Here is a 20,999-nt window from a genome sequence, read left to right on the forward strand (position 1 = left end):
CGCGCGAACGGAAACTGTCCAAGATCTCGCGAAAACCGCGCGGAGCCCGACACGCCGCGCCCGGCCGCGCGGAGCCCGATACGCCGCGCCGGGGCGCGGCTCGAACGTTGTACCGCTCTCGTCCACCACCGGCCGCTCCGCCTCGGAGCGGCCTCAGGGTTTGCGGGCGACGCCGCTGTAGCCGGTGCGGGCGACCTGCGGGTCCGCGGTAGCCGGCGGCTCGGCGTGCGGCCACATGTTGACCAGCCCCGGCGCCTCCAAGACGAAGTCACCGAAGAAGCGAGAGATGTCCGCGTGGTTCCGCGGCACGAACGGGCTGTTCGCGCGCGCGTAGATCGCCGAGATGCGGGCCATCAGGTCGGGGTGCACGTCGGTGCTGGCGTGCGACAGTGCCAGGTAGCTGCCGGGGGCGAGCGCGTCGCGGTAGGTAGTGAGGATCCGCTGTGGATCCTGCTCGTCGGGCACCAGGTGGAGCACGAACATCATCAGCACCGCGACCGGGCTACCGAGGTCGATCGCGTCGCCGATCGCCGGGTGGCCGAGGACCTGCTCCGGGTCGGTCAGGTCGGCCTGGACCACCGACACCGTCTTCGAGTCGGCGAGCAGCGCGCGGCCGTGTGCGCAGACCACCGGGTCGTTGTCGACGTAGACGACCCGCACGTCCGGATCGATGCGGTGCGCGATCTCGTGGACGTTGTCCTGGGTCGGCAGGCCGGACCCGAGGTCCAGGATCTGTCGGATGCCCTTCTCCTCGACGAGGTGTCGAACCGTTCGGGAGATCAGCTCGCGGCCCTGCCGGGCAGCCTCGGGCATCCACGGCGCCACCTGCAACACCATTTCGGCTGCCGCCCGGTCGGCGGCGAAGTTGTCCTTGCCGCCGAGGTAGTAGTCGAACATCCTCGCCGCGTTCGGCCTGTCCGGCTGCCAGCCGGCCCCGGGTTGTGACTGCGTCATGATCGACCACCTCTCCCCCGTCCGGCCCCGCAGCATAACGTCCACCATGGTCGGTCACCGGCGGTGCACCGGCTGGCGCGGTCAACGCGTCAGCCGGTGCGCCCGACGGTCGCGTCAGCCGGTGGCGCACACCGTTCCGTTGAGGGTGAACGCCGCGGGCGGCACGTTCGGCCCGCTGTACGCGCCGACGAACCCGGCGCTCACGCTGCCACCGGCGGCGATCTGCCGGTTGTCGTCGGTGGGCGTGACCCGCACGGCGGTGCCGACCTGTTCCCAGGTGGCGCCCCACCCACTGCTCACCTGTTGCCAGCCGGTGGGCCAGGTCCAGGCGAGCGTCCAGCCGTCGACCGGGCCGGTGCCGTTGTTGACGATCTCGACGCCGCCGATGTAACCGTTGCCCCAGTCGTTGGCGGCGGTGAAGCGGACGGTGCACGAGCTGGTGGTCGGGCTGCCGGTGGCGAAGGTCAGCGGCGGCGAGGCCCAGGACACCCGACCGGCGGTGTCCCGGGCCAGCACGTTGACGGTGTACCTGCTGCCCGGCACCAGGTTCCCGACCGTGAACGAGGTGGTCGGCGTCTCGCCGAGCTGCTCGCTGACTCCGCCGTTCTGCCGGTAGACCTCGTACTTGGCGATCGGGCTGCGGCCCGGGGTGGCCGCCGGCCAGGAGATCGTCGCGGCACGGTCGGTGACGCCGCTGACGGTCGGCCGGCCGGGGGCCGAGGGCCGCCCGGCGGTCGCGTCGGCCGGTCGCAACACGAGCGTGGTCAACGAGTACGCCGGCAGCGTCCGGCTGGTCGCGGAGCCGTTCTGGCTGGTGGCGATGCCGGTGGCGCCGTTGGTGAGGGTGGACACCGTCGGGGCGACGGCGGACGGGGTGAACCCGGCGTAGTCGATGGTGACCGGGTGGGCGTTGTCCGGGTCCTTGTTGAGCAGCAGCAGCGCGAGGTCGCCGTTGCCCCGCCGGACGGCGTGGGCCGTGACCAGCGGCTCGTCGGTGCCCGCGCGGACGAACTGGTCACCGGTCTTCGCGAAGAGCTTCATCATGGCGAGCCCGTGGTACGGCGCGAACGGTGTGTTCAGTGGCGGCTCGCAGACCGAGCCGTCCTCGCTGCAGGTGCCGCTGGAGAGCATGCCGAAGTCGTTGTAGTCGGTCTGCCCGGCTACCTGCGACACCGCGCCGATCCCGTTGTGCACGTTCCACCAGTGGGCGGTGAAGATGCCGTTCGCCAGGAGCGCGCTGTACGCGTCGGCCAGGAAGAGCGCGGCCGGTTGCGTGTTCCGTCCGGCGTCGACGTTCAGCTCGGTGAAGCTGATGCCGATGCGGTCGGCGTTCGGGCCCGCGTACCGGGTGAGCTGCTGTCGCAGCAGGTAGGTCGCGTCGGGCAGGTGATTGGTGCGGGCCAGCGAATCGGCGGCGGAGCCACCCGGGTACCAGTGCACGTCCACGAAATCGATCTTCGGACCGGCGATGGAGAGCACCGTCTGGTTCCACGGGCCCGGGTCACTGCCGGCGGTGATGCCGTCCGGCCAGTTGCCCGGCATGGTCAGCACCGCGCCGACCTTGATGCTCGGGTCGACCGCCTTCATCGCGTCGGCGTACTCGACGACCAGCCTCGCGTACTGCGTCGCGCTCTTGTCCGGGTGGTCGTCCGCCTCCCACGCGGACCCGTAGTGGCCGTTGCCGTAGTTCTCGTTGCCGATCGTCCAGTACCGTGCGCCGTAGCGCTTGGTGACGTTCGCGTACCGCACCCAGTCGGCTGCTTCGGCAGGCGTGCCGGTGCCGTAGTTCGCGATGATCATCGGCTGCGCGCCGACCCGCCGGACGGCCGCCATGAAGGTGTCGAAGTCGGTCCCCGGTGCGACGTAGCCGCCGGGCGCGGTGTGGTCCTTCCAGTGGTAGATGTCGGCGTACGAGCCGCCCGGGTAGCGCATCATCTGCACACCGGCGTCGCGGAGCAGGTCGGACGTCTCGGCGGTGCCGAGGTTCTGGTCCCAGATGGCGTGGTTGACGCCCAGCGCGGTGGCGGGCACGGTGGCCATGCCCGCGCGGGCGTCGACGGTGACGGCGACCGGGTCGGGTGCCGCGCTGGCGGTCGGGGCGGTGACGCCGGACAGCACGGTCGCGGCGAGCAGCAGACTCGTCAGGACCGACGCGCGTCTCTTCTGTTGGATGCGCATGGGCTGGGATCCTTTACGGACTGAGGGGACGACGGACCTCGGTGGTCCGCCGCTCGTGTCACCCGTCCCCCCGGATCCGTACCGGACCCCGGTTGCCCATCGGACGGTCGTCAGCCCCGCGCGCACGTCATGTCATCGACGCACAAGAATGTCATGGGCGGATCGCGGATCTCAAGGGCGTCGGTGACCGCCTCGGCGCGCGGCCCGAATAGGCTTTCGGGATGCGGGGACGGCTCGGTGTGCTCAGACGGTGGTACGGGGTGCACCGGCGGTTCGTCCGCCGCACTCTGCTCGCGGTGGTGGTGGGCGCGGTGCTGCTGGCCGGTGGCACGGTCGCCAGCGTGCGGTGGGTCCGCGACACCGCCGACGGCCACCTCTACCGTGAGGCCGACGTGCCCACCGCACCGGTCGCCCTGGTCCTGGGCACGAAGGTGGACGCCGACGGTACGCCGTCACCGGTCCTCGCCGCCCGGTTGGAGATCGCGCGGCGGTTGTTCGACGCCGGGAGGGTGAGCGCGATCCTGGTGTCCGGCGACAACATGAACGCGGACTACAACGAGCCCGAGGCGATGCAGGGCTGGTTGGTCGACCGGGGCGTGCCGGCGCGGAAGGTGGTGCTCGACTACGCCGGTTTCGACACCTACGACTCCTGCGCGAGGGCTCGGCAGATCTTCGGGGTGCGGCGGGCGACGGTCGTGACCCAGTCGTTCCACCTGCCCCGGGCCGTGGCACTGTGTCGACGGCTCGGCATCGACGCCCAGGGGGTGGGCGACGACAGCGCGAAACAGTATTCACTGACCTGGCGGTTCGGCTCGGTGCGCGAGAACGGCGCCTGCCTGAAGGCCGCGTTGGACGTGCTGTCCGGCCGGGAGCCCGCGCACCTCGGCCGCCGCGAGAGCGGTGTCGAGGACGCGCTCCGCGACGCCTGACCTCGTGGGCCGCCGCGCGGTCAGCGAGGGGGCGCGGCGCTGTCGCGGACGATCAACTCGGTGGCGAGTTCGACCCTTGGGCTCTCGGTCTTCTCGCCGCCGGCGAGGCGCAGGACGGTCCGGGCGGCCAGCATGCCCATCTCGGCGAGGGGCTGGCGGACGGTGGTCAGCGGCGGGGAGCACCACCGTACCTCCGGCAGGTCGTCGAAACCGACCACGCTGACGTCGTCGGGCACCCGTAGGCCGCGTTTGCGGACCGCCTCGTAGACGCCCAGTGCCATCTGGTCGCTGGAGGCGAAGATGGCGGTGGGTGGGTCGGGCAGGGCCAGCAACTGCGTACCCGCGCTGAAACCGGACTCGTGGTAGAAGTTGCCCGGTCGGATGAGCGCGTCGTCGACGGGGATGTCGGCGGCGCCGAGCGCGGCCCGGTAGCCGTCCATCCGGGCCCGGCTGCACATCAGGTGCGGTGGGCCGGCGATGAAACCGATCCGCCGGTGCCCCAGGCTGATCAGGTACTGGTTGGCGCTCAGGCTGCCCGCCCAGTTGGTGGCGCCGATGGTGGGTGACTCCTGCGGGTCCACGCCGGCCGGGTCGATGATGACGACCGGCAGGTGCAGCCGGCGCAACTCGGCCTGCAACGGTGGGTTCACCATCGAGGTCACGAAGATGACGCCCTCGGTGGAGCGCGTCCGCATGTTGTCGAGCCACTGTTTGGCCGAGGAGATGCGCCAGTGGATGGCCGAGACGACGGTGCCGACGCCGCTGGTCTGACCGACGTCCTCCACCCCGCGGATGATCTCCACGGCCCACGGGCTGTCCAGGTCGTTGAAGACCAGGTCGATGAGGGCCGCGTCGGTACGCCGGGCCGGTGACCGGCGGCGGTAGCCGTGCCGGTTGAGCAGCGCCTCGACGCGCTCCCGGGTGTCGGGAGCGACGTCGGAGCGGCCGTTGATGACCCGAGAGACCGTGGGTACGGAGACACCCGCCAACCGCGCGATCATGGCGATGGTGACGTTTCGGCCGTTCTCCGCGCCCACGGTCCCCCCTCGTCGTGCCGGAAGCTTCAGGTCTGCTCGCGGTGCTGCGATGTCATCCCTTGACGCTGCCGGTCAGGCCGCCGATGAGTTGGCGTTCGGCGACCGCGTAGAAGCCCAGGGCCGGCAGCATGGACAGCACGACATAGGCGAGCACCCGTGCGGTGTCGTCGGCGTACTGACCCTGGAACGCCTGGACCCCGACCGGGAGGGTCCACCAACTCTGGTCGCTGAAGACGACCAGCGGGAGCATGAAGTTGTTCCAGCTGGTGACGATCGCCAGCACCGAGACGGTGGCCAGGGCGGGGCGCGCCATCGGCAGGAGGACCTTCCAGAAGAAGCCGAAGGCGCTGCACCCGTCGAGGACGGCTGCCTCCTCGACCTCGGCCGGAATGGTCCGGAAGAACTGGCGCAGGATGATGATGGTGATCGGCAGCCCGAAGGCGGCCTGGGGCAGGATGACACCGAGCGGGTTGTCCAGCAGGCCGACGCCGCGCAGCAGCACGAACAGCGGCAGGATGGCCACCGCGAACGGGAACATCAGGCCGATCGCGAACAACGTCACCAGGAACTCGCGGCCCCGGAAGGCGTAACGAGCGAAGACGAACGCGGCCATCGCCGCCGCGCCGACGACGATCAGGGTGCTGCTCACGGCGATGAGGAGACTGTTGCCGAGCTGCCGCCAGAACACCCCGTTGCCCAGGATCTCGAAGTAGTTCGGCACCCACGGGTCGGGCCAGCCCAGCGGGTTGGTGGACAACTGGCCGTTGTCCTTGAAACCGCCGAGCACACCGAAGTACACCGGCACGACGATGAGCACGCCGACGGCGATGCAGACGAGGTGCAGCACGACGCTGCGGGTCCGCTGGACGCGACTCGCCGTGGCGGTCATCGCTGGCCTCCCTGGGTGGTGATCGCACCCGCCGTGTCACGACGCAGGACGATGCGTTGGTAGAACAGGGCGAAGACGAGGCTCAGCAGGAACATCACGATGCTGATGGCGCTCGCGTACCCGACCTCGAAGCGACGGAAGCCGAACTGGTACATCGTGACCGCGAGGGTCTCCGAGGAGTGGATCGGCCCACCACCGGTGAGCACCCACACCATGTCGAACAGTTGGATGGTGCCGATGACCGACAGGAAGATGCTGATGCGGATCGTCGGGCCGAGCAGTGGCAGGGTGACGTGTCGGAACGCCTGCCAGCCGGTGGCGCCGTCGGTGACCGCCGCCTCGTGCAGCTCCTTCGGGATGCCCTGCCGGGCCGCCAGGAAGAGCATCATGTAGAGGCCGAAGTACTTCCAGGACACCACCAGGAAGACGGCGTACAGCACGGTGTCCGGGTCGGCGAAGATGGTGCCCGCGTCGGCGCCCAGCCACCGGGCGACCCCCTCGCCCAGCCCTCGGTTGGGTGAGAACACCAGGGTGAACAGGACGGCCGTGGTGACCTCGGAGAGCACGTACGGGGCGAAGAAGATCAGCCGATAGACGGCCCGCCCGCGAAGTGGCTGGTTGAGCAGCATGGCCAGGGCCAGCGCGACGGGCAGCTGCACGACCAGGGACAGCACCACGAGCACCAGGCCACGCCACAGGTCGCCGCGGAACGTCGGGTCGCCGAAGGCACGGGTGTAGTTGTCCAACCCGATGAAGTTCTCCGGCAGGCCGAAGCCGTTCCACTTGAAGAAGCTGGCGTACCCGGCCACCACGATGGGGGCGAGGACCAGCAGCACGAACAGCGCCAGGGCAGGCGCCAGGAACACGGCGAGGACGCCACCCCGGCCCGGCCGGGGCTGGCGGCCACGCTTGCGCGCGGTGCCCGGCCCCGGTGCCGGCGGATCGGTCGCCGTGTCGCCGCGCCTCAGGTCGGACACGGTCGATGGCCTGGTCATTCCTGCTCCACTCGGGTTCTACGGCCGGCTACGAACGGGTGACGGGTCACGATCAGACGGTCTTCGCCACCTGCGTGATGTCCTTGACGATCGCCGCCGGGGACTTCTTGCCGGCGATGATCTCCGCGACGCTGTCGTTGATCTGCTGCCCGAGCGCGGGCGCGTACGCCTGGTCGAGGTAGAGCTGGAAGCCGGTGTTCTTGGCCAGGGCCTCCGCGACGGCCTTGTTGTTGGGGTCGCTGATGGCCGAGGTGGCCTCGGTGACCGTCGGGTTCACCGCGCCGGTCTGCGCGGAGCGCTTCTGGTTCTCGACGCTGAGCAGGAACTTCAGGAAGTCGATGGTGGCGGCCGGCGCGTCCTTGCCGACGGCGAAGCCGTTGCCACCGCCGAACACCTCGGTCGCGGCACCCTTACCGCCGTCCACGGAGGGGAACGGGAAGAAGCCGAGCTTGTCGCCGAGGCCCTTCTTGCTGGTGGAGCTGGACGCCTGCACCGCCGGTGCCCACTGCCCCATCAGTTCCATACCGGCGTTGCCGTTGCCCATGGTGGCGGCCTGACCGTCGGGCGAACCGAACTCCGCGCCGAGGAAGCCCTTCTGGAACGGCTGCAGGTCGACGAGTTCCTTGAGCCGCTCACCGGCGGCGACGAGGTCGGGGGTGTCGAAGTTCTTGCTGTCGACGGCCTTCTGCAGCGCGTCGACACCACCGATGCGCATCGCGAGGTAGGACCAGTAGAAGTGGGCCGGCCACTTGTCCTTGCCGGCCAGCGCGACCGGGGTGATGCCGGCGGCCTTGAGCTTGCGGACCGCGTCGAGCACGCCGGTCCAGGTGGTGGGGGTCTCGGTGATGCCGGCGCGGGTGAAGAGCTCCTTGTTGTACCAGAACCCGACCATGCCGATGTCGAACGGAATGCCGTAGATCTTGCCGTCGATCGTGTACGGCTCCATGGCCGCGGGCAGGATGCCCTTGACCAGGTCCTTGACGTCGTCGGTGAGGTCCTTGACCAGGCCCGCGTCCACCTGCTGCTTCAGCACGCCGCCACCCCAGGACTGGAAGAGGTCCGGCGGGTCGCCCGCCTGGGTGGCGGTGGTGAGCTTGGCCTTGAACGCCTCGTTCTCCAGGGGCTGGATGGTGAACGTGACGTTGCTGTGCGCGGACTTGTACTCGTTGGCCATCGCCTGCCAGACCGGGAGCATCGGGTCGGTGTTCTGGATGTGCCACCAGTTGATGGTCTGCGGGGCGTTCGGGTCGCTGGACTCGTCGTCACCGCTACAGGCGCTCAGCAGGTACGCGCCGGCGCCGGCACCGGCGAGGCCGAGCAGCGTTCGGCGGGAAAGGTGCGAGGTCATGATCCATCCCTTCGGTAACTCACGGGGTGCTCGGTTGCCGGCCGGGCCGGCGTGGTGGGAACCTATGGATCTCCGGAACTTTCAAAAAGCTTCGCCGGTATTACCGGTCGATGGCGGGCACGCTACGAGCTGTTTCCGCAACGGTCAAGCCCTCTGTCCTATTGCGAAAAGACCGGCTAGCGTAGGCAGGACTTTCAGCGATCCGGGACCGCAAGTTTCCGGAAGTTCCAGACAGCCCGTCCAGAGGAGCCCTTCGTGTCGACCGACATCGCTAACGTGGCGACCGCTACCCGGTCGATCCGCAACCCCGTCCTCGCCGGATTCCACCCGGATCCGTCGATCCTGCGGGTCGACGACGACTACTACCTGGCTACCTCGACCTTCGAGTGGTATCCGGGCGTGCGTGTGCACCATTCGCGTGATCTCGTGAACTGGCGCACTTTGAGCGGGGTCATCACCGACCGCCGCCTGCTCGACCTGCGTGGCTGCGGTGACTCCAACGGCGTGTGGGCACCCGACCTGACCTACCACGACGGTCTGTTCTACCTCGTCTACAGCGACGTGGCCAGCTTCGCCAGCGGCTACTGGGATCCCCAGAACTTCCTGGTCACCGCCGAGGACATCGCCGGCCCCTGGTCGGACCCGGTGAAACTGCACGGGCGTGGCTTCGACGCGGCGCTGTTCCACGACGAGGACGGCACCAGCTGGCTGCTGAGCATGAGCGCGGACTGGCGGCCCGGCCGGGACCGCTTCGGCGGCATCGAGATCCAGCAGTACGACCGGGCCGAGCGTCGGCTGGTCGGCAGCCCGCGCATGCTGTTCACCGGCACCGCGGTCGGCCTCACCGAGGGCCCGCACATCTACCGCCACGACGGGTGGTACTGGCTGATCACCGCCGAGGGCGGCACCAGTTGGGAGCACCAGGTGACCGTGGCGCGGTCCCGGGAGCTGTTCGGGCCGTACGAGGTCGATCCGGACGGGCCGCTCCTGACCTCCGTCGGTCGCCCTGACCTGCGGTTGCAGAAGGCCGGTCACGGCAGCCTGGTTCGCACCCAGACCGACGAGTGGTACCTGGCCCACCTGGTGGGCCGCCCCTACTCCCCGCTGGGCAGTTGCGTGCTCGGCCGGGAGACCGCGATCCAGCGGGTCGAGTGGCCGTCGGGTGAGTGGCCGAAGATCGCCGGAGGGGTCCCCGCGGACGAGGTCGTCGCACCCGACCTGCCCGCGCACCCGTGGCCGGCGGAGCCCGAGACCGACCACTTCGACGCCCCCGAGCTGGGCCTGTGCTGGTCGACGCTGCGCCGACCGGCCACCACCGACTGGGTCGACCTGCACGCCCGCCCGTCGTACCTGCGGATCCACGGCGGGCAGTCGCCGGTCGGGCGGCAGGCCCCGAGCCTGGTCGCGCGACGCGTCGAGGCGATGCACTGCTCGCTGGAGACCGTGGTGGAGTTCGACCCCGCCGACCACCGGCAGCTCGCCGGGATCACGGCGTACTACAACACCCTGAACTGGCACCACCTCTACCTGACCCGCGACGACGACGGGCGGACGGTGCTGGAGTTGCTCAGCTCCGACAACGGGAGGCGCACCCCGTACCCGGATCTGACCGTCGACGTCGGCGGCGTCACCCGGGTCGGCCTGCGGGCCGTGTTCGACGGGCCGGTGGTGCGTTTCGACTACGACCTCGGCGCCGGTTGGCAGCCCGCGGGCGTCGACCTGGACGCGACGATCCTGTCCGACGAGCACGCCGCGCTGATCATCGACGGTGAGCCGGCGGCGTGGGGCTTCACCGGGTCGTTCCTCGGCCTGTGGGTGCAGGATCTCGGCGGCGACGGCGCGTACGCCGACTTCGACCTGGCCACCTACCGGGAGCAGTGAGCACGCGGACGGCACCCGGCGGGTGCCGTCCGCGTTCCAGCAGTGCTATTCGACCTGGGCGGCGACGGCGCGGAGTTGGCCGAGGGTGGTGCGGAAGCCGTGGCCCGACGCGGCCGGGTCCTCGGTGACCAGGCCGCTGACGGCCATGGCCTGCGAGCGGGACGCCGCGACCGCGTCGTCACCGGCCCCGGTCACGTCGAACACGCCGAAGTCCCCGCTGAGCGTGCGGAACGTCGGGGCGGCCGGGTCCTCGGCGAGGTAGAGCACCGCGACCTGACCCGGTTCCAGCGCGGACATGTGGGCCATGTCCGGCACGCCTCCGGGCAGGCCGGCGAGCGTGATGTGCGCCCCGGCCCGCACGGTCGATCCGGCGGCCGCGCGCAGCACCTCGTCGACCCGGAAACCGGTCGGCTCGACCTCACCCCGTACCACCAGGTCCGCGGTCTCGGTGAGTTGCCGGACCGTGCCGTACCCGCGCAGCTTGCCCTTGACCGGTGGGGCCGCCGCGTCCGTCGGCGCGGCGGCGGTCGGCGCGGCGGCGCTGCTCGCGGCGGGCGCGCCGACCGGGTCGGCGCCGTCAGGGCCGCCGCAGGCGGACAGCGCCGCCACGGCGAGCACGGCGGCGGCCGTGGCCCGGAGCGGCCGGGTACGGCGGGGGTCGACTGCCATGGAGCACTCCTTGCGTCTCGGTGCCGTCCCAGGTCGGTTCGCTCGGGACGCGGCACTGCTGACGACATCTAACTGTGGGGTCCGGGCATCGAGTTCTCGGGTAGCCGTCAACGAGGTGAACATGCCTCGTCACGGACGGCTGACGTCGATTGACGGCCCACCGACGTACTGATATCTGTTAATACAGTTTCCTGTTGCTCGCGGTGCCCGCCGGGGCCGATGGGCCGCGCCGGGCCACCGACCGGCCGGCGGCGCGCCGCCCCTTCCCCGAGGACCCCCATGGTGCACAGAAGAACAGCCGCCTACGTCGCCGGCACCCTGCTGATCGGCGTCGCCGCCGTCGGCTACGGCCTGCCGTCGGCGAGCGCCGCCACCGCCGGCCCGATCACCGGCCTCGCCGGCAAGTGCGTCGACGTGGCCGGCGCCAACCCGGCCAACGGCACGGCCGTCCAGCTCTACGACTGCAACGGCAGCGCGGCCCAGACGTGGACCGTCGGCAACACCGACACCTCGATCCGCGCGCTCGGCAAGTGCCTCGACGTCACCGCCGCGTCGACCGCCAACGGTGCCAAGATCCAGCTGTACGACTGCAACGGCACCGCCGCGCAGAAGTGGACCGCCAGCAACGGCGCTCTCGTCAACTCCGGCTCCGGTAAGTGCCTCGACGTCACCGACCGCAGCACCGCCAACGGCGCCCGGTTGCAGATCTGGACCTGCGGCGGCACCTCCAACCAGCAGTGGACCCTGCCCGGCGGCGGCAGCACCCCTCCGCCCACCACCCCGGCCGGGACCAACCTCGACGACCCGACGAAGAAGGACGTCGCCATGCAGCTCGTCTCGGCTGCGGAGAACTCCTCCCTCGACTGGCGTGCCCAGTTCTCCTACATCGAGGACATCGGCGACGGACGCGGCTACACCGCCGGCATCATCGGCTTCTGCTCCGGCACCGGCGACATGCTCGAACTGGTCCAGGCGTACACGAACGCCAAGCCGGGCAACGTGCTGGCCGGCTACCTGCCCGCGCTGCGCGCCGTCAACGGCACCCCCTCGCACTCGGGCCTCGACCCGAACTTCCCCCGCGACTGGCGCACGGCGGCCGACGACTCGGTCTTCCGGGCCGCCCAGGAGGCCGAGCGGGACCGCGTCTACTTCAACCCGTCGGTCCGTGACGGCAAGAACGACCAGGTCCGGGCGCTCGGCCAGTTCGCCTACTACGACGCGGCCGTCATGCACGGGTACGAGGGCATGCGTCAGATCCGCAACCGCGCCCTCGCCCGGGCGAAGCCCCCGGCCCAGGGCGGCGACGAGCGGACCTGGCTCAACGCGTTCCTCGACGAGCGGGTCATCGAGATGAAGAAGGAGGAGGCCCACTCGGACACCTCCCGCGTCGACACCGCCCAGCGGGTGTTCCTCAACAACGGCAACTTCAACCTGAACACGCCGCTGGTCTTCGCCGTCTACGGCGACCAGTTCCGCATCGGTTAGCGCGCGCACGCTCGGGGCTCCGGCTCGTCGGTGCCCCGAGCGGTGTTCGTTCCTTGGGGGCGCCGCTTCGGCGGCGCCCTGAGTCGTGTCCGGGGTGCCGGCTCGACGGCGCCCTGCGTCGTGCTCGGTGTTCGGGGCGCCACTCCGTCGGCGCCGTCGAGGCCGGGAGCAGTCTTGCCTTGACGCTGACGACAAGGTTTAGCCTGGTCGCGGCAGGCTGGTCGAGGAGGTCTGATGCTGATCGGCGAGCTGGCGGAACGGGCCGGCACGAGCACCCGAACGCTTCGCTACTACGAAGCGCACGGGTTGGTACACCCGCGGCGCTCGGCGAACGGCTACCGCGTCTACGACGAGGCGGAGCTGCGGGTCGTGCGGGAGATCCGGGCGCTGCTCGACGTCGGCTTCGGCCTCGACGACGTCCGTCCGTTCGTCGCCTGCCTGCGAGCGGGCAACGCGTCCGGCGACGTCTGCCCCGATTCCGTGCTGGTGCTGCGACGCAAGCTCGCCGAGGTCGACGACTATCTCGATCGACTCGGAGCGGTCCGTCAGCAGTTGCACACCCAGCTCACCCACGCCATCGCGCACCGGGAGGACACATGCCCCAGGAAACGAGCGTCAGCTCCCTGATCACCGTCACCGACGACAGGTTCGCCGAGCTGGTGCTGGCCAGCGACCGGCCCGTCGTGGTCGACTTCTGGGCGGAATGGTGCCCGCCGTGCAAGATGATCGAGAAGAGCCTCGTCGAGCTGGCACAGGAGTTCGGCGACCGGATGGTCATCGCCAAGCTCAACTCCGACGACAACCCGCAGGCCACCCGGCGCTACGGCGTCATGTCCCTGCCGACGCTGCTGGTGTTCCGTGGGGGCGAGGTCGTCGGCTCGATCGTCGGGTCCAGGCCGAAACTTCACCTGCGGCAGAGCCTGACCATGCACGCCGGCCTGTGACCGTCACCGCCGGCCACGCACTTCAGCACCTCAAAGAACCTCCACGCTCCGCCTGACGGCAATCGATCATGGTGGCTGAATTTGTCGTACACCTGTTCTAGTCTCTGGTCATGGTCGAGGAGTTGGCGCAGGCGGACGACGCGGTCGCCGCCTGCGTCAACGCGGCCGTCTGGGCCCTGCCGGAGCACGACCTGGTCGCGGCGCTCGACGCCGCACACCGCCTGCAGCAACGCCTCGCCGCCGTCACCCTGACCCTGGTCCGTGAGATCGACGGCCGCGGCACCGCCCGCGCGCACGGCGCCTCCACCACCGCCGTGTGGCTACGGGAACGACTGCGGATGACCGTTCCCGCCGCCCGCCGCCTGGTCGACCTCGCCACCGCCCTGGACACCGGCAACCCCGGCATCCGACACGCGCTGGCCGACGGCACCATCACCCAGGACCAGGCCCGCGTCATCGCCGACACGGCCACCACCGTGACGGCGTCCGTGGGCGCCGAGGTGGCCGAGAAGGCCGTCGGCGTGCTGGTCGAGTGGGCCGGGCAGTTCGACCCCACCCTGCTGCGTCGCATCGGCAGCCGGATCCTCGACCACGTCGCGCCCGATCTCGCCGACGCCGCCGCCGCAGCCGCCCTCGCCGCCGAGGACGCCCGAGCCACCCGCGACCGAAACCTCACCCTGTCCGCGCAAACCGACGGGCGGCTGCGGCTCACCGGCACCCTCGACGCCGAAACCGCCGGTCTGCTACGCGCCGCCATCGACCCACTCAGCGCACCCACCGGGCCCGACGACGGGCGATCCCCCGGGCAACGCCGCCACGACGCCCTCACCGACGTGTGCCGCCTCGCCCTGCGCACCGGCGACCTACCCGAGCACGGCGGCGACCCCGCCCAGATCGTCGTCACCACCGACTACGACACCCTGACCCGGCAACTAGGCTCCGGGACGCTCGACATCGGTGTGCGGCTCACCCCCGCCACCGTGCGCCGGCTGGCCTGCGACGCCACCATCCTGCCCGCCGTCCTCAGCAGCGCCGGTCAGGTCCTCGACGTCGGTCGACAACGCCGACTCATCACCGGCCCACTGCGGCGGGCACTGGTGCTCCGCGACGGGGGATGCGCCTTCCCCGGCTGCGACCGACCACCCCGCTGGTGCGCCGCCCACCACATCCACCACTGGGCCGACGGCGGCCCCACCAACCTCGACAACGCGGTGTTGCTCTGCGGCCACCATCACCGACATATCCACCACAGCCACTGGACAGTCCGCCTCGGTGACGACGGGCACCCCGAGTTCATCCCGCCCGCCTGGCTCGACCCCGACCAACTACCACGCCGCAACCACTACCACCGGCGCAGATAGCGGCGACGAGCACAAGATCCGAGCGGCCGACGAGCAGAGTCCCCGTCCCGGCTACCCGCTCGTGGTGGGATGCGCCCCTGCGTCGCAACACGCCGCCCTCGCCTGTCGGTGGTGTGCGATACCTTGCGCGCCGGACACGAGGCGGGGATGGGCCCGATCGGGCGCACGGGACTGTCGGGCTCAGCGTCGCGCCCGTACGGACGCCGCGCATGGGGTGTTCGGCCAGATCCGCGTCGAGCTGGAGAAACCGGCGCGGTGGCTTGACCTGAAGCTCGGGTGAGGTCCTAGCCTTCGACATCGGAGGTAATGCATGAGCATGGAAGTTACCGCGTGGATGTCTCTGCACCACGCGATGAACGCGCAGGACGAGCGTCCGCTGTCCCGCGCGACGTTGAAGCGCATCGCGCGGTTCGCGCGACCACACCGTGGGTTGATCGTCAGGTTCCTGCTGTTGAGTGTGGTGACGGCGGTGCTCACGGTCGCGGCGCCGGTCCTCGCCGGGCGGGTGGTCGACGCGATAGTGGACGGCGCCGACAGCGGTGTCGTGATCCGGCTGGCGGTGCTGATCGCCCTGATCGCGCTCGCCGAGGCCGGCCTGGGTCTGGTGACGCGGTTCCTCTCCGCGAGCATCGGCGAGGGACTGATCGTGCAGCTCCGGACGGCGGTCTTCGACCACGTCCAGCGCATGCCGGTGGCGTTCTTCACCCGCACCCGCACCGGTGCGCTGGTCAGCCGTCTGAACAACGACGTGATCGGCGCGCAGCGGGCCTTCAGCGACACGCTGTCGAGCGTGGTCGGCAACACCGTCACGCTGATCCTGACGTTGGCTGTGATGCTCACCTTCTCGTGGCAGATCACGGTGCTGGCGCTCGTCCTGCTGCCCATCTTCGTGCTTCCCGCCAGGCGGATGGGGTCGAAGCTCGCCCGGTTGCAGCGGGAGGCGGCCGAGCACAACGCGGCCATGAGCACCCGCATGACGGAACGCTTCTCCGCGCCCGGGGCCACGCTGGTCAAGCTGTACGGGCGGCCGGCCGAGGAGTCCGCCGAGTTCGCGGCACGGGCCCGACGGGTCCGCGACATCGGCATCCGTACCGCGATGCTCCAGTGGGTCTTCATCACCGCGCTCACCGTCGTCGGCTCGCTGGCGCTGGCCCTGGTCTACGGGCTGGGCGGCCTCTTCGCCCTGCGGGGCAGCCTCGAAGCCGGCACCGTGGTCGCCCTCGCGCTGCTCCTGTCGCGCCTCTACGCGCCGTTGACGTCGCTGGCCAGCGCCCGGGTCGAGGTGATGAGCGCGCTGGTGAGCTTCGAGCGGGTGTTCGAGGTCCTCGACCTCAAGCCGTTGATCCTCGACAAGGCCGACGCCCGGCCCCTCCCGGACGGGCCGGTCGCCGTGGAGTTCGAGGGCGTACGGTTCGGCTACCCCTCGGCGGACAAGGTGTCGCTCGCGTCCCTGGAGGACGTGGCGAAGCTCGACACGCGTGGCGGCGAGGACGTGCTGCACGGTGTGTCGTTCCGCGCCGAGGCGGGGCAGATGGTCGCGCTCGTCGGGTCCTCCGGGGCGGGCAAGTCGACCATCGCGCAGCTCGTGCCACGCCTGTACGACGTCGAGGACGGAGCGGTGAAACTCGCCGACGTCGACGTGCGCGACCTGTCGTCCGAGTCGATCCGGACGGCGTTGGGTGTGGTGACCCAGGACGGGCACCTCTTCCACGAGAGCATCCGCGCCAACCTGGCGTTCGCCCGCCCGGACGCGACCGAGGACGAGATGTGGGACGTGCTGGGCCGGGCCCGGCTCGACGAGCTGATCCGCTCACTCCCGGACGGGCTCGACACCGTCGTCGGGGAACGCGGTTACCGACTGTCGGGCGGGGAGCGGCAACGGCTCACCATCGCGCGACTGTTGCTGGCCCGCCCGCGCGTGGTCATCCTCGACGAGGCGACCGCGCATCTCGACTCCACCTCTGAGGCGGCGGTCCAGGACGCTCTCGCCGAAGCCCTGACCGGCCGGACGAGCGTGGTCATCGCACACCGGCTCTCCACCATCCGGGCGGCCGATCAGATCCTCGTCGTCGAGGACGGGCGCATCGTCGAACGCGGGCGGCACAGTGATCTGCTCGCCGCCGGTGGCCGGTACGAGGAGCTGTACCGCACGCAGTTCGCCCAGGACCAGCCATCCGCCCAGGACCAGCCAGCCGTCCAGGAGCAACGCGTCGCCGTCTGAGTCGGCCCCGAAACCCTGCCGCCGCCCGCCCGGAGAAAGCCCGGACGGGCGGCGGCACCAAACGATCAGGCGCCTACCCGCAGGAACCCCGGCCGGGGCGGCACCGGACGATCAGCCGCCCGCCCGAAGGAGACCCGAGCGGGCGGCAGCGGACGATCAGTCGTCGTCGTCCTTGTCGTCCGCTTCGTCGTCCTTGTCATCGTCGTCATCGTCGTCGTCGACCGGCTCCTGCTCGGCCTTGACCACCGAGCCGTTGTCCCGGTCGACGTCCACCTCGTGCTCGGTGTCGCCCGCGACGATCTCGACGCTCCACACCGGACGGCCGTTCTCGTCCTCGGCCTCGACCTCGACGATCTGACCGCCACCGGCCTCGGCGAGCGCGATCTCACCGGCGCGCTGCTGGTCGACCGCACTGCCCGCCGGAGCGCCGCCCGTGGACGGAGCGCCGCTCGACGGCGTACCCGATGGGGTGCCGGCCGACGGCGATCCGCTGGCCGACGGCGTGCCGCTGGCCGACGGCGCGTCTGTGGGCGTCGGCGCGACGGTCGCCGCCGCGAGGGTCGTGCCGCCCGACCGCGAGTCGTTCGCGGCGTTGACGCCCAGCGCGACCCCGGCCGCCGCCAGCACCGCCGACCCGCCGACCGTCGCCAGAAGCAGATTGGTGCGCTTCATCGTGGTCTCCACCTTTCCTCGGTTGTCGACTCCGAGGATCGGCGATACCGGGATAGCACCGCGCTGTCCGAACGCTAAGGCCGGGTTAAGCAGGGGAACCAGGCGAGCCAGCGACCCGGGCGGACCAGCTATCCGGGCGAACCAGCTACCCGGGCGGACCGACGACGTCGGCCCCGCCGAGCTCCCGGGCTTCGCCCGGCCGAACGGGTCAGAGCGCCATCCGCATGAAGACGTCGGCGCGGGCGTACGGCGGGAGCGGGACCTGCTCGGGGCTGACGTGCTGAAAACCGGCGGTCTCGTAGAGGTGCACGGCGTTCGGAAGCTTGGTGCTGCTGCCCAGGAACAGGGTGGCCGCGCCGAGCTGGCGGGCGCGTTCGATCGCCGCCTCGATGAGCTGTCGGCCGACGCCCTTGCCGCGCACCGCCGGGGTCACCGCCATCTTCGACAGTTCGAACACGTCGTTCGAGCTGCGGACCACTGCGACACAGCCGATGATCACCCCACCGTCGCGGACGATCAGCACGTCGCCGCCCGGTTCGACGATGGCGGCGAACGGGTCGTCGAGCGTCTTGCGGTCCGACTCCTCGATCGTGAAGAAGTGGGAGATCCATTCTTCGTTCAACGTCCGGAATGCCTCCGCCTCCTCGGCGGTGGTCATGGACGTGACGGTCAGCGCGCTCGGGTTCATCGCCCGATTCTGCGGTCGCCCCTGCTCGAACGTCCAATGTTTTGAGCCGCGCGCGGGGCGCGCTGATCTGCTCGGCGCGAGGGGCTAGCCGCGCCGGTCGAGTTCCGCCTCCAGCCGCTGGACCAGCGTCTTGCGGTCCTTGCCGGCGCGCTCGTTGCGCAGCGCGGTCTTGAGCTGGCGGGTGTCGAGGCCACGAACGAGCTTGACCGCGTCGGTGACCGACATCTCCGTCATCCGCCCGGCCGTGGTGGCGTCTCGACGCGCCCGTTTGGCCGGTCCGGTGTTCGCCACGTACTGCTTGCCGCTTCGGGACGCTTCGCGTTTCTTGGTGTCGGTCGCGCGCTTCTGGCTCTCCGACATCTCGTCCCAGGCCTTCTTGGGCAGGTAGCGGCTCGTCGTGCCGTTCTTGCGGGCCCGGGTGTCGCCCTCCTTCGTCTGCCACTTCTCGTTGCCCCAGCGCTGAAGGGCCTTCTGCCGCTCGTCCTTCTGCCCCAGGAAGCCCCCGCCGCGCCTCTTGTACTCCTGCGTGACCAGTTGCGACTTACGCGCCGACCACTGCCCCGGCCGACCGCCCTTGTCGGAAGCCTTGATCTCTTCCTTGATCTGCTCTCTGAGCTCGGGTTTCGTATACCGCGCCATGCCTGGCAGCTACCCGGGACCGCAGCGCCTATGCCTCCGGCGTCGACGTCGGCGGCCCGAGCCGCAGCAGCACCTGGGCCCCGCCACCCACACCGGCCCGCACGTCGAGGCGACCACCGGCTGACTGCGCGGCGCGGCGGGCGATGTCCAGACCGAGGCCCGTCGAACCGGCAGCGCTCGCGCCCCGCTGGACCGCGCCGGCCGGCATGCCCGGGCCCTCGTCGGTGACGCTGAGGACCACGTCCCCGGCGTCGCGGGCGAGCCGGACGGCGAACGGCGTGCCGTCGGCCGTGTGCGCGAAGACGTTGCCGAGCAGCGCGTCCACCGCCGCCGTCAGATGGTCGGCGGCCACACCGACCGGGAGGGGGCCGGACGCCAGGTCGAGGGTGACGGCCCGACCGGTGTCCTCGGCCAGCACCGACCAGAACGCGACCCGGTCGGCGACGATCGCGGCGGCGTCCGAGACGGCCGGTTGCGCGGCCGGTGAGTGACGCCACCGGGCCTGCCGGATCAGCCCGGTGACCGCGCGTTCGAGACCGTCGGCCGCGGCGGTGATCCGGGCGGCGTCGTCCGGGTCGCGCAACGACTCCGCTTCCAGCCGCAACGCCGTCAGCGGGGTACGCAACTGGTGCGACAGGTCGGCGACCTGTTCGCGCTCCTGGACCAGGAGTACCTGGATGCGGGTGGCGAGATGGTTGAGCGCGCCGGCCACCTCGCGCAGCTCGGCCGGACCGGCGGGGGTGACCCGGGCGTCCAACTCGGCGTTGGCCAGCCGGTGCGAGACGGCGGAGAGGTCGCTGATCGGCCGGACCAGGGTGCGCGCCAACCGGTCGGCGACCAGCAACCCGATCACGACGAGGATCACGCCGAGGAACGCCAGCACCAGCCAGGCTCGGGTGACCCCGGCGGTCAGTTCGTGCTGCGGCACCGCGATCCGGATCACGCCGGTGCCGTCCGCCCGACCCTGCACGGCGATCACCACCTCCCGGCCGTCCGCCGACTCCCCGGTGAGGCTCTGTCCACGCGCGGCCAGGGCCACCGCCGGGGTTCGGGGAGTCTGCGCGCCGAGCACCGTCCCGTCGGGGAGGAAGACACTCACCGCCCGGCCGGATTCCGCCGCGAGCTGCTCCACGGTGAGCCGGATGGTCGCCGCGTCGGCGGTGCCGACCACCGGGACGAGACTCTGCGCGTCGGCGGTGGCCCGAACGGTGGCACGGTCCTCCGCGACGGTACGGACCAGCAGCGCCAGCGGCACCAGGAACGCGACGAGGGTGAGCACACTGACCGCGGCGACCAGCAGCGCGAGCCGCGCCCTCACGGCTGCGCCGCCGGCGCTTCGAGGCGGACCCCGACCCCGCGCACGGTGTGCAGGTAGCGCGGCTGCTGGGCGTTCTCCCCCAACTTGCGACGCAACCAGGACAGGTGCACGTCGACGGTCTTGTCCGCGCCGCCGTACGGGATCTGCCAGACCTCGGTGAGCAGCTCACGTTTGGTGACCACCTGGCCGGGGCGGCCGGCCAAATGGTGCAGCAGGTCGAACTCACGGGGGGTCAGCTCGACAGCCACCCCGTCCAGGGTGACCTGCCGGGCGCGGGGGTCCACGCGCAGCCCACCGACCACGAGTGCCGGATCCGGTGCGTCGGCACCCGAGGGGCCCCGGCGCAGCACCGCACGGGCGCGGGCGTCGAGCTGCGCCGCGGTGAACGGCTTGACCACGTAGTCGTCGGCACCCGCGTCGAGCACCCGCACGATCTCGGTCTCGTCGTCGCGGGCGGTGGCCACGATGACCGGCACCGAGCTGACCGCGCGCAGCATCCGCAGCAGTTCGCGCCCGTCCAGGTCGGGCAGGCCCAGGTCGAGCACGACGAGGTCGGGCCGGTCCTCCAGCGCGTCGCGGAGCCCGGCCATCGCGGTCGAGGCCGCGGCCACCGCGTGGCCGCGTTCCCGAAGGGCACGGATCAGCGGGGTACGGATGGTCAGGTCGTCCTCGATCAGCAGCAGGCGGGCCACAGGTGGCAGGCTAACCGCTGCCGCCGCTGACGAGACGCACGTTAACCGTGCCTTAGCCTCCGGATGTGCCGACGACAACGATGGATCGGGGATAGTCGG

At 70.8% G+C, this 20,999-nt stretch carries 19 protein-coding genes; 7 read left to right on the plus strand and 12 right to left on the minus strand.

Features of this window, described 5'->3' with window-relative positions:
- Window positions 1–153: 153 nt before the first annotated feature.
- Together O7616_RS23720 and O7616_RS23725 are read right to left on the minus strand one after the other, a co-directional pair.
- Window positions 154–954, minus strand: coding sequence for an SAM-dependent methyltransferase (locus tag O7616_RS23720; RefSeq protein ID WP_282304006.1), 801 nt, complete (start codon window positions 952–954; stop codon window positions 154–156).
- Window positions 955–1,068: 114 nt separating this feature from the next.
- Entirely contained in the window at window positions 1,069–3,132 is a 2,064-nt protein-coding gene (locus O7616_RS23725; RefSeq protein ID WP_282304007.1) for a cellulose binding domain-containing protein, read from the minus strand.
- A 221-nt stretch (window positions 3,133–3,353) separates the two neighbouring features.
- On the opposite strand from O7616_RS23725, the gene O7616_RS23730 reads away from it, so the two are divergent.
- The gene (locus O7616_RS23730) at window positions 3,354–4,061 is read left to right on the plus strand and encodes an ElyC/SanA/YdcF family protein (protein WP_282304008.1); all 708 of its coding nucleotides are present in this window, start codon (window positions 3,354–3,356) and stop codon (window positions 4,059–4,061) included.
- A gap of 20 nt (window positions 4,062–4,081) precedes the next feature.
- On the opposite strand, the gene O7616_RS23735 is transcribed toward O7616_RS23730, so the two are convergent.
- Genes O7616_RS23735 through O7616_RS23750 form a run of 4 tightly spaced genes read right to left on the minus strand, consistent with a single transcriptional unit; the run spans window position 4,082 to window position 8,330 of the window.
- Window positions 4,082–5,098 (minus strand): LacI family DNA-binding transcriptional regulator, encoded by a 1,017-nt coding sequence (locus O7616_RS23735; protein ID WP_282304009.1) that lies wholly within the window; start codon window positions 5,096–5,098, stop codon window positions 4,082–4,084.
- A gap of 52 nt (window positions 5,099–5,150) precedes the next feature.
- Entirely contained in the window at window positions 5,151–5,987 is an 837-nt protein-coding gene (locus tag O7616_RS23740; RefSeq protein ID WP_282258740.1) for a carbohydrate ABC transporter permease, read from the minus strand.
- The gene (locus tag O7616_RS23745) at window positions 5,984–6,982 is read right to left on the minus strand and encodes a sugar ABC transporter permease (RefSeq protein ID WP_282258739.1); all 999 of its coding nucleotides are present in this window, start codon (window positions 6,980–6,982) and stop codon (window positions 5,984–5,986) included. The genes O7616_RS23740 and O7616_RS23745 overlap by 4 nt, the downstream gene beginning before the upstream one ends.
- A 52-nt stretch (window positions 6,983–7,034) precedes the next feature.
- A complete protein-coding gene (locus O7616_RS23750) occupies window positions 7,035–8,330 on the minus strand; it encodes an extracellular solute-binding protein (protein WP_282304010.1) in 1,296 nt (431 codons plus the stop codon).
- A 255-nt stretch (window positions 8,331–8,585) separates the two neighbouring features.
- Between O7616_RS23750 and O7616_RS23755 the strand changes: the two genes are divergently transcribed.
- Window positions 8,586–10,211 carry a glycoside hydrolase family 43 protein gene (locus O7616_RS23755; protein ID WP_282304011.1) on the plus strand — a complete coding sequence of 542 codons (1,626 nt, stop codon included), beginning with the start codon at window positions 8,586–8,588 and terminating at the stop codon, window positions 10,209–10,211.
- A 45-nt stretch (window positions 10,212–10,256) separates the two neighbouring features.
- Here O7616_RS23755 and O7616_RS23760 read toward each other — a convergent pair whose 3' ends face one another.
- Window positions 10,257–10,880 carry a hypothetical protein gene (locus tag O7616_RS23760; RefSeq protein ID WP_282304012.1) on the minus strand — a complete coding sequence of 208 codons (624 nt, stop codon included), beginning with the start codon at window positions 10,878–10,880 and terminating at the stop codon, window positions 10,257–10,259.
- A 282-nt stretch (window positions 10,881–11,162) separates the two neighbouring features.
- Here O7616_RS23760 and O7616_RS23765 point away from each other — a divergent pair, with 282 nt between their 5' ends.
- The 5 genes from O7616_RS23765 (at window position 11,163) to O7616_RS23785 (ending at window position 16,891) form a co-directional block, all read left to right on the plus strand.
- Complete coding sequence (locus O7616_RS23765) at window positions 11,163–12,365, plus strand: chitosanase (protein WP_282304013.1); 1,203 nt, start codon at window positions 11,163–11,165, stop codon at window positions 12,363–12,365.
- Between the two features lie 234 nt (window positions 12,366–12,599).
- Complete coding sequence (locus O7616_RS23770; RefSeq protein WP_282304014.1) at window positions 12,600–12,992, plus strand: MerR family transcriptional regulator; 393 nt, start codon at window positions 12,600–12,602, stop codon at window positions 12,990–12,992.
- Window positions 12,962–13,309, plus strand: a complete 348-nt coding sequence (gene trxA, locus O7616_RS23775; protein WP_282304015.1) for a thioredoxin — start codon at window positions 12,962–12,964, stop codon at window positions 13,307–13,309. The genes O7616_RS23770 and trxA overlap by 31 nt, the downstream gene beginning before the upstream one ends.
- Window positions 13,310–13,419: 110 nt before the next feature.
- Complete coding sequence (locus tag O7616_RS23780) at window positions 13,420–14,670, plus strand: HNH endonuclease signature motif containing protein (protein WP_282304016.1); 1,251 nt, start codon at window positions 13,420–13,422, stop codon at window positions 14,668–14,670.
- Between the two features lie 334 nt (window positions 14,671–15,004).
- Window positions 15,005–16,891, plus strand: coding sequence for an ABC transporter ATP-binding protein (locus O7616_RS23785; RefSeq protein WP_282307709.1), 1,887 nt, complete (start codon window positions 15,005–15,007; stop codon window positions 16,889–16,891).
- Between the two features lie 156 nt (window positions 16,892–17,047).
- Here the strand turns inward: O7616_RS23785 and O7616_RS23790 are convergent, their stop codons facing one another.
- From O7616_RS23790 to O7616_RS23810, 5 genes are all read right to left on the minus strand, one after another.
- Entirely contained in the window at window positions 17,048–17,563 is a 516-nt protein-coding gene (locus O7616_RS23790) for a PepSY domain-containing protein (RefSeq protein ID WP_282304017.1), read from the minus strand.
- Between the two features lie 208 nt (window positions 17,564–17,771).
- Window positions 17,772–18,251, minus strand: a complete 480-nt coding sequence (locus O7616_RS23795) for a GNAT family N-acetyltransferase (RefSeq protein WP_282304018.1) — start codon at window positions 18,249–18,251, stop codon at window positions 17,772–17,774.
- An 84-nt stretch (window positions 18,252–18,335) separates the two neighbouring features.
- A complete protein-coding gene (locus tag O7616_RS23800; protein ID WP_282304019.1) occupies window positions 18,336–18,890 on the minus strand; it encodes a DUF5872 domain-containing protein in 555 nt (184 codons plus the stop codon).
- A gap of 28 nt (window positions 18,891–18,918) precedes the next feature.
- A complete protein-coding gene (locus O7616_RS23805) occupies window positions 18,919–20,208 on the minus strand; it encodes a HAMP domain-containing sensor histidine kinase (protein WP_282304020.1) in 1,290 nt (429 codons plus the stop codon).
- Window positions 20,205–20,900: a response regulator transcription factor gene (locus O7616_RS23810; protein ID WP_282258726.1), complete on the minus strand. Its 696-nt coding sequence runs from the start codon at window positions 20,898–20,900 to the stop codon at window positions 20,205–20,207. Before O7616_RS23810 ends, O7616_RS23805 begins: the two co-directional genes overlap by 4 nt.
- Window positions 20,901–20,999: the final 99 nt, after the last annotated feature.

Source organism: Micromonospora sp. WMMD964 (assembly GCF_029581455.1).
In the GTDB taxonomy this organism is placed as follows: Bacteria; Actinomycetota; Actinomycetes; order Mycobacteriales; family Micromonosporaceae; genus Micromonospora.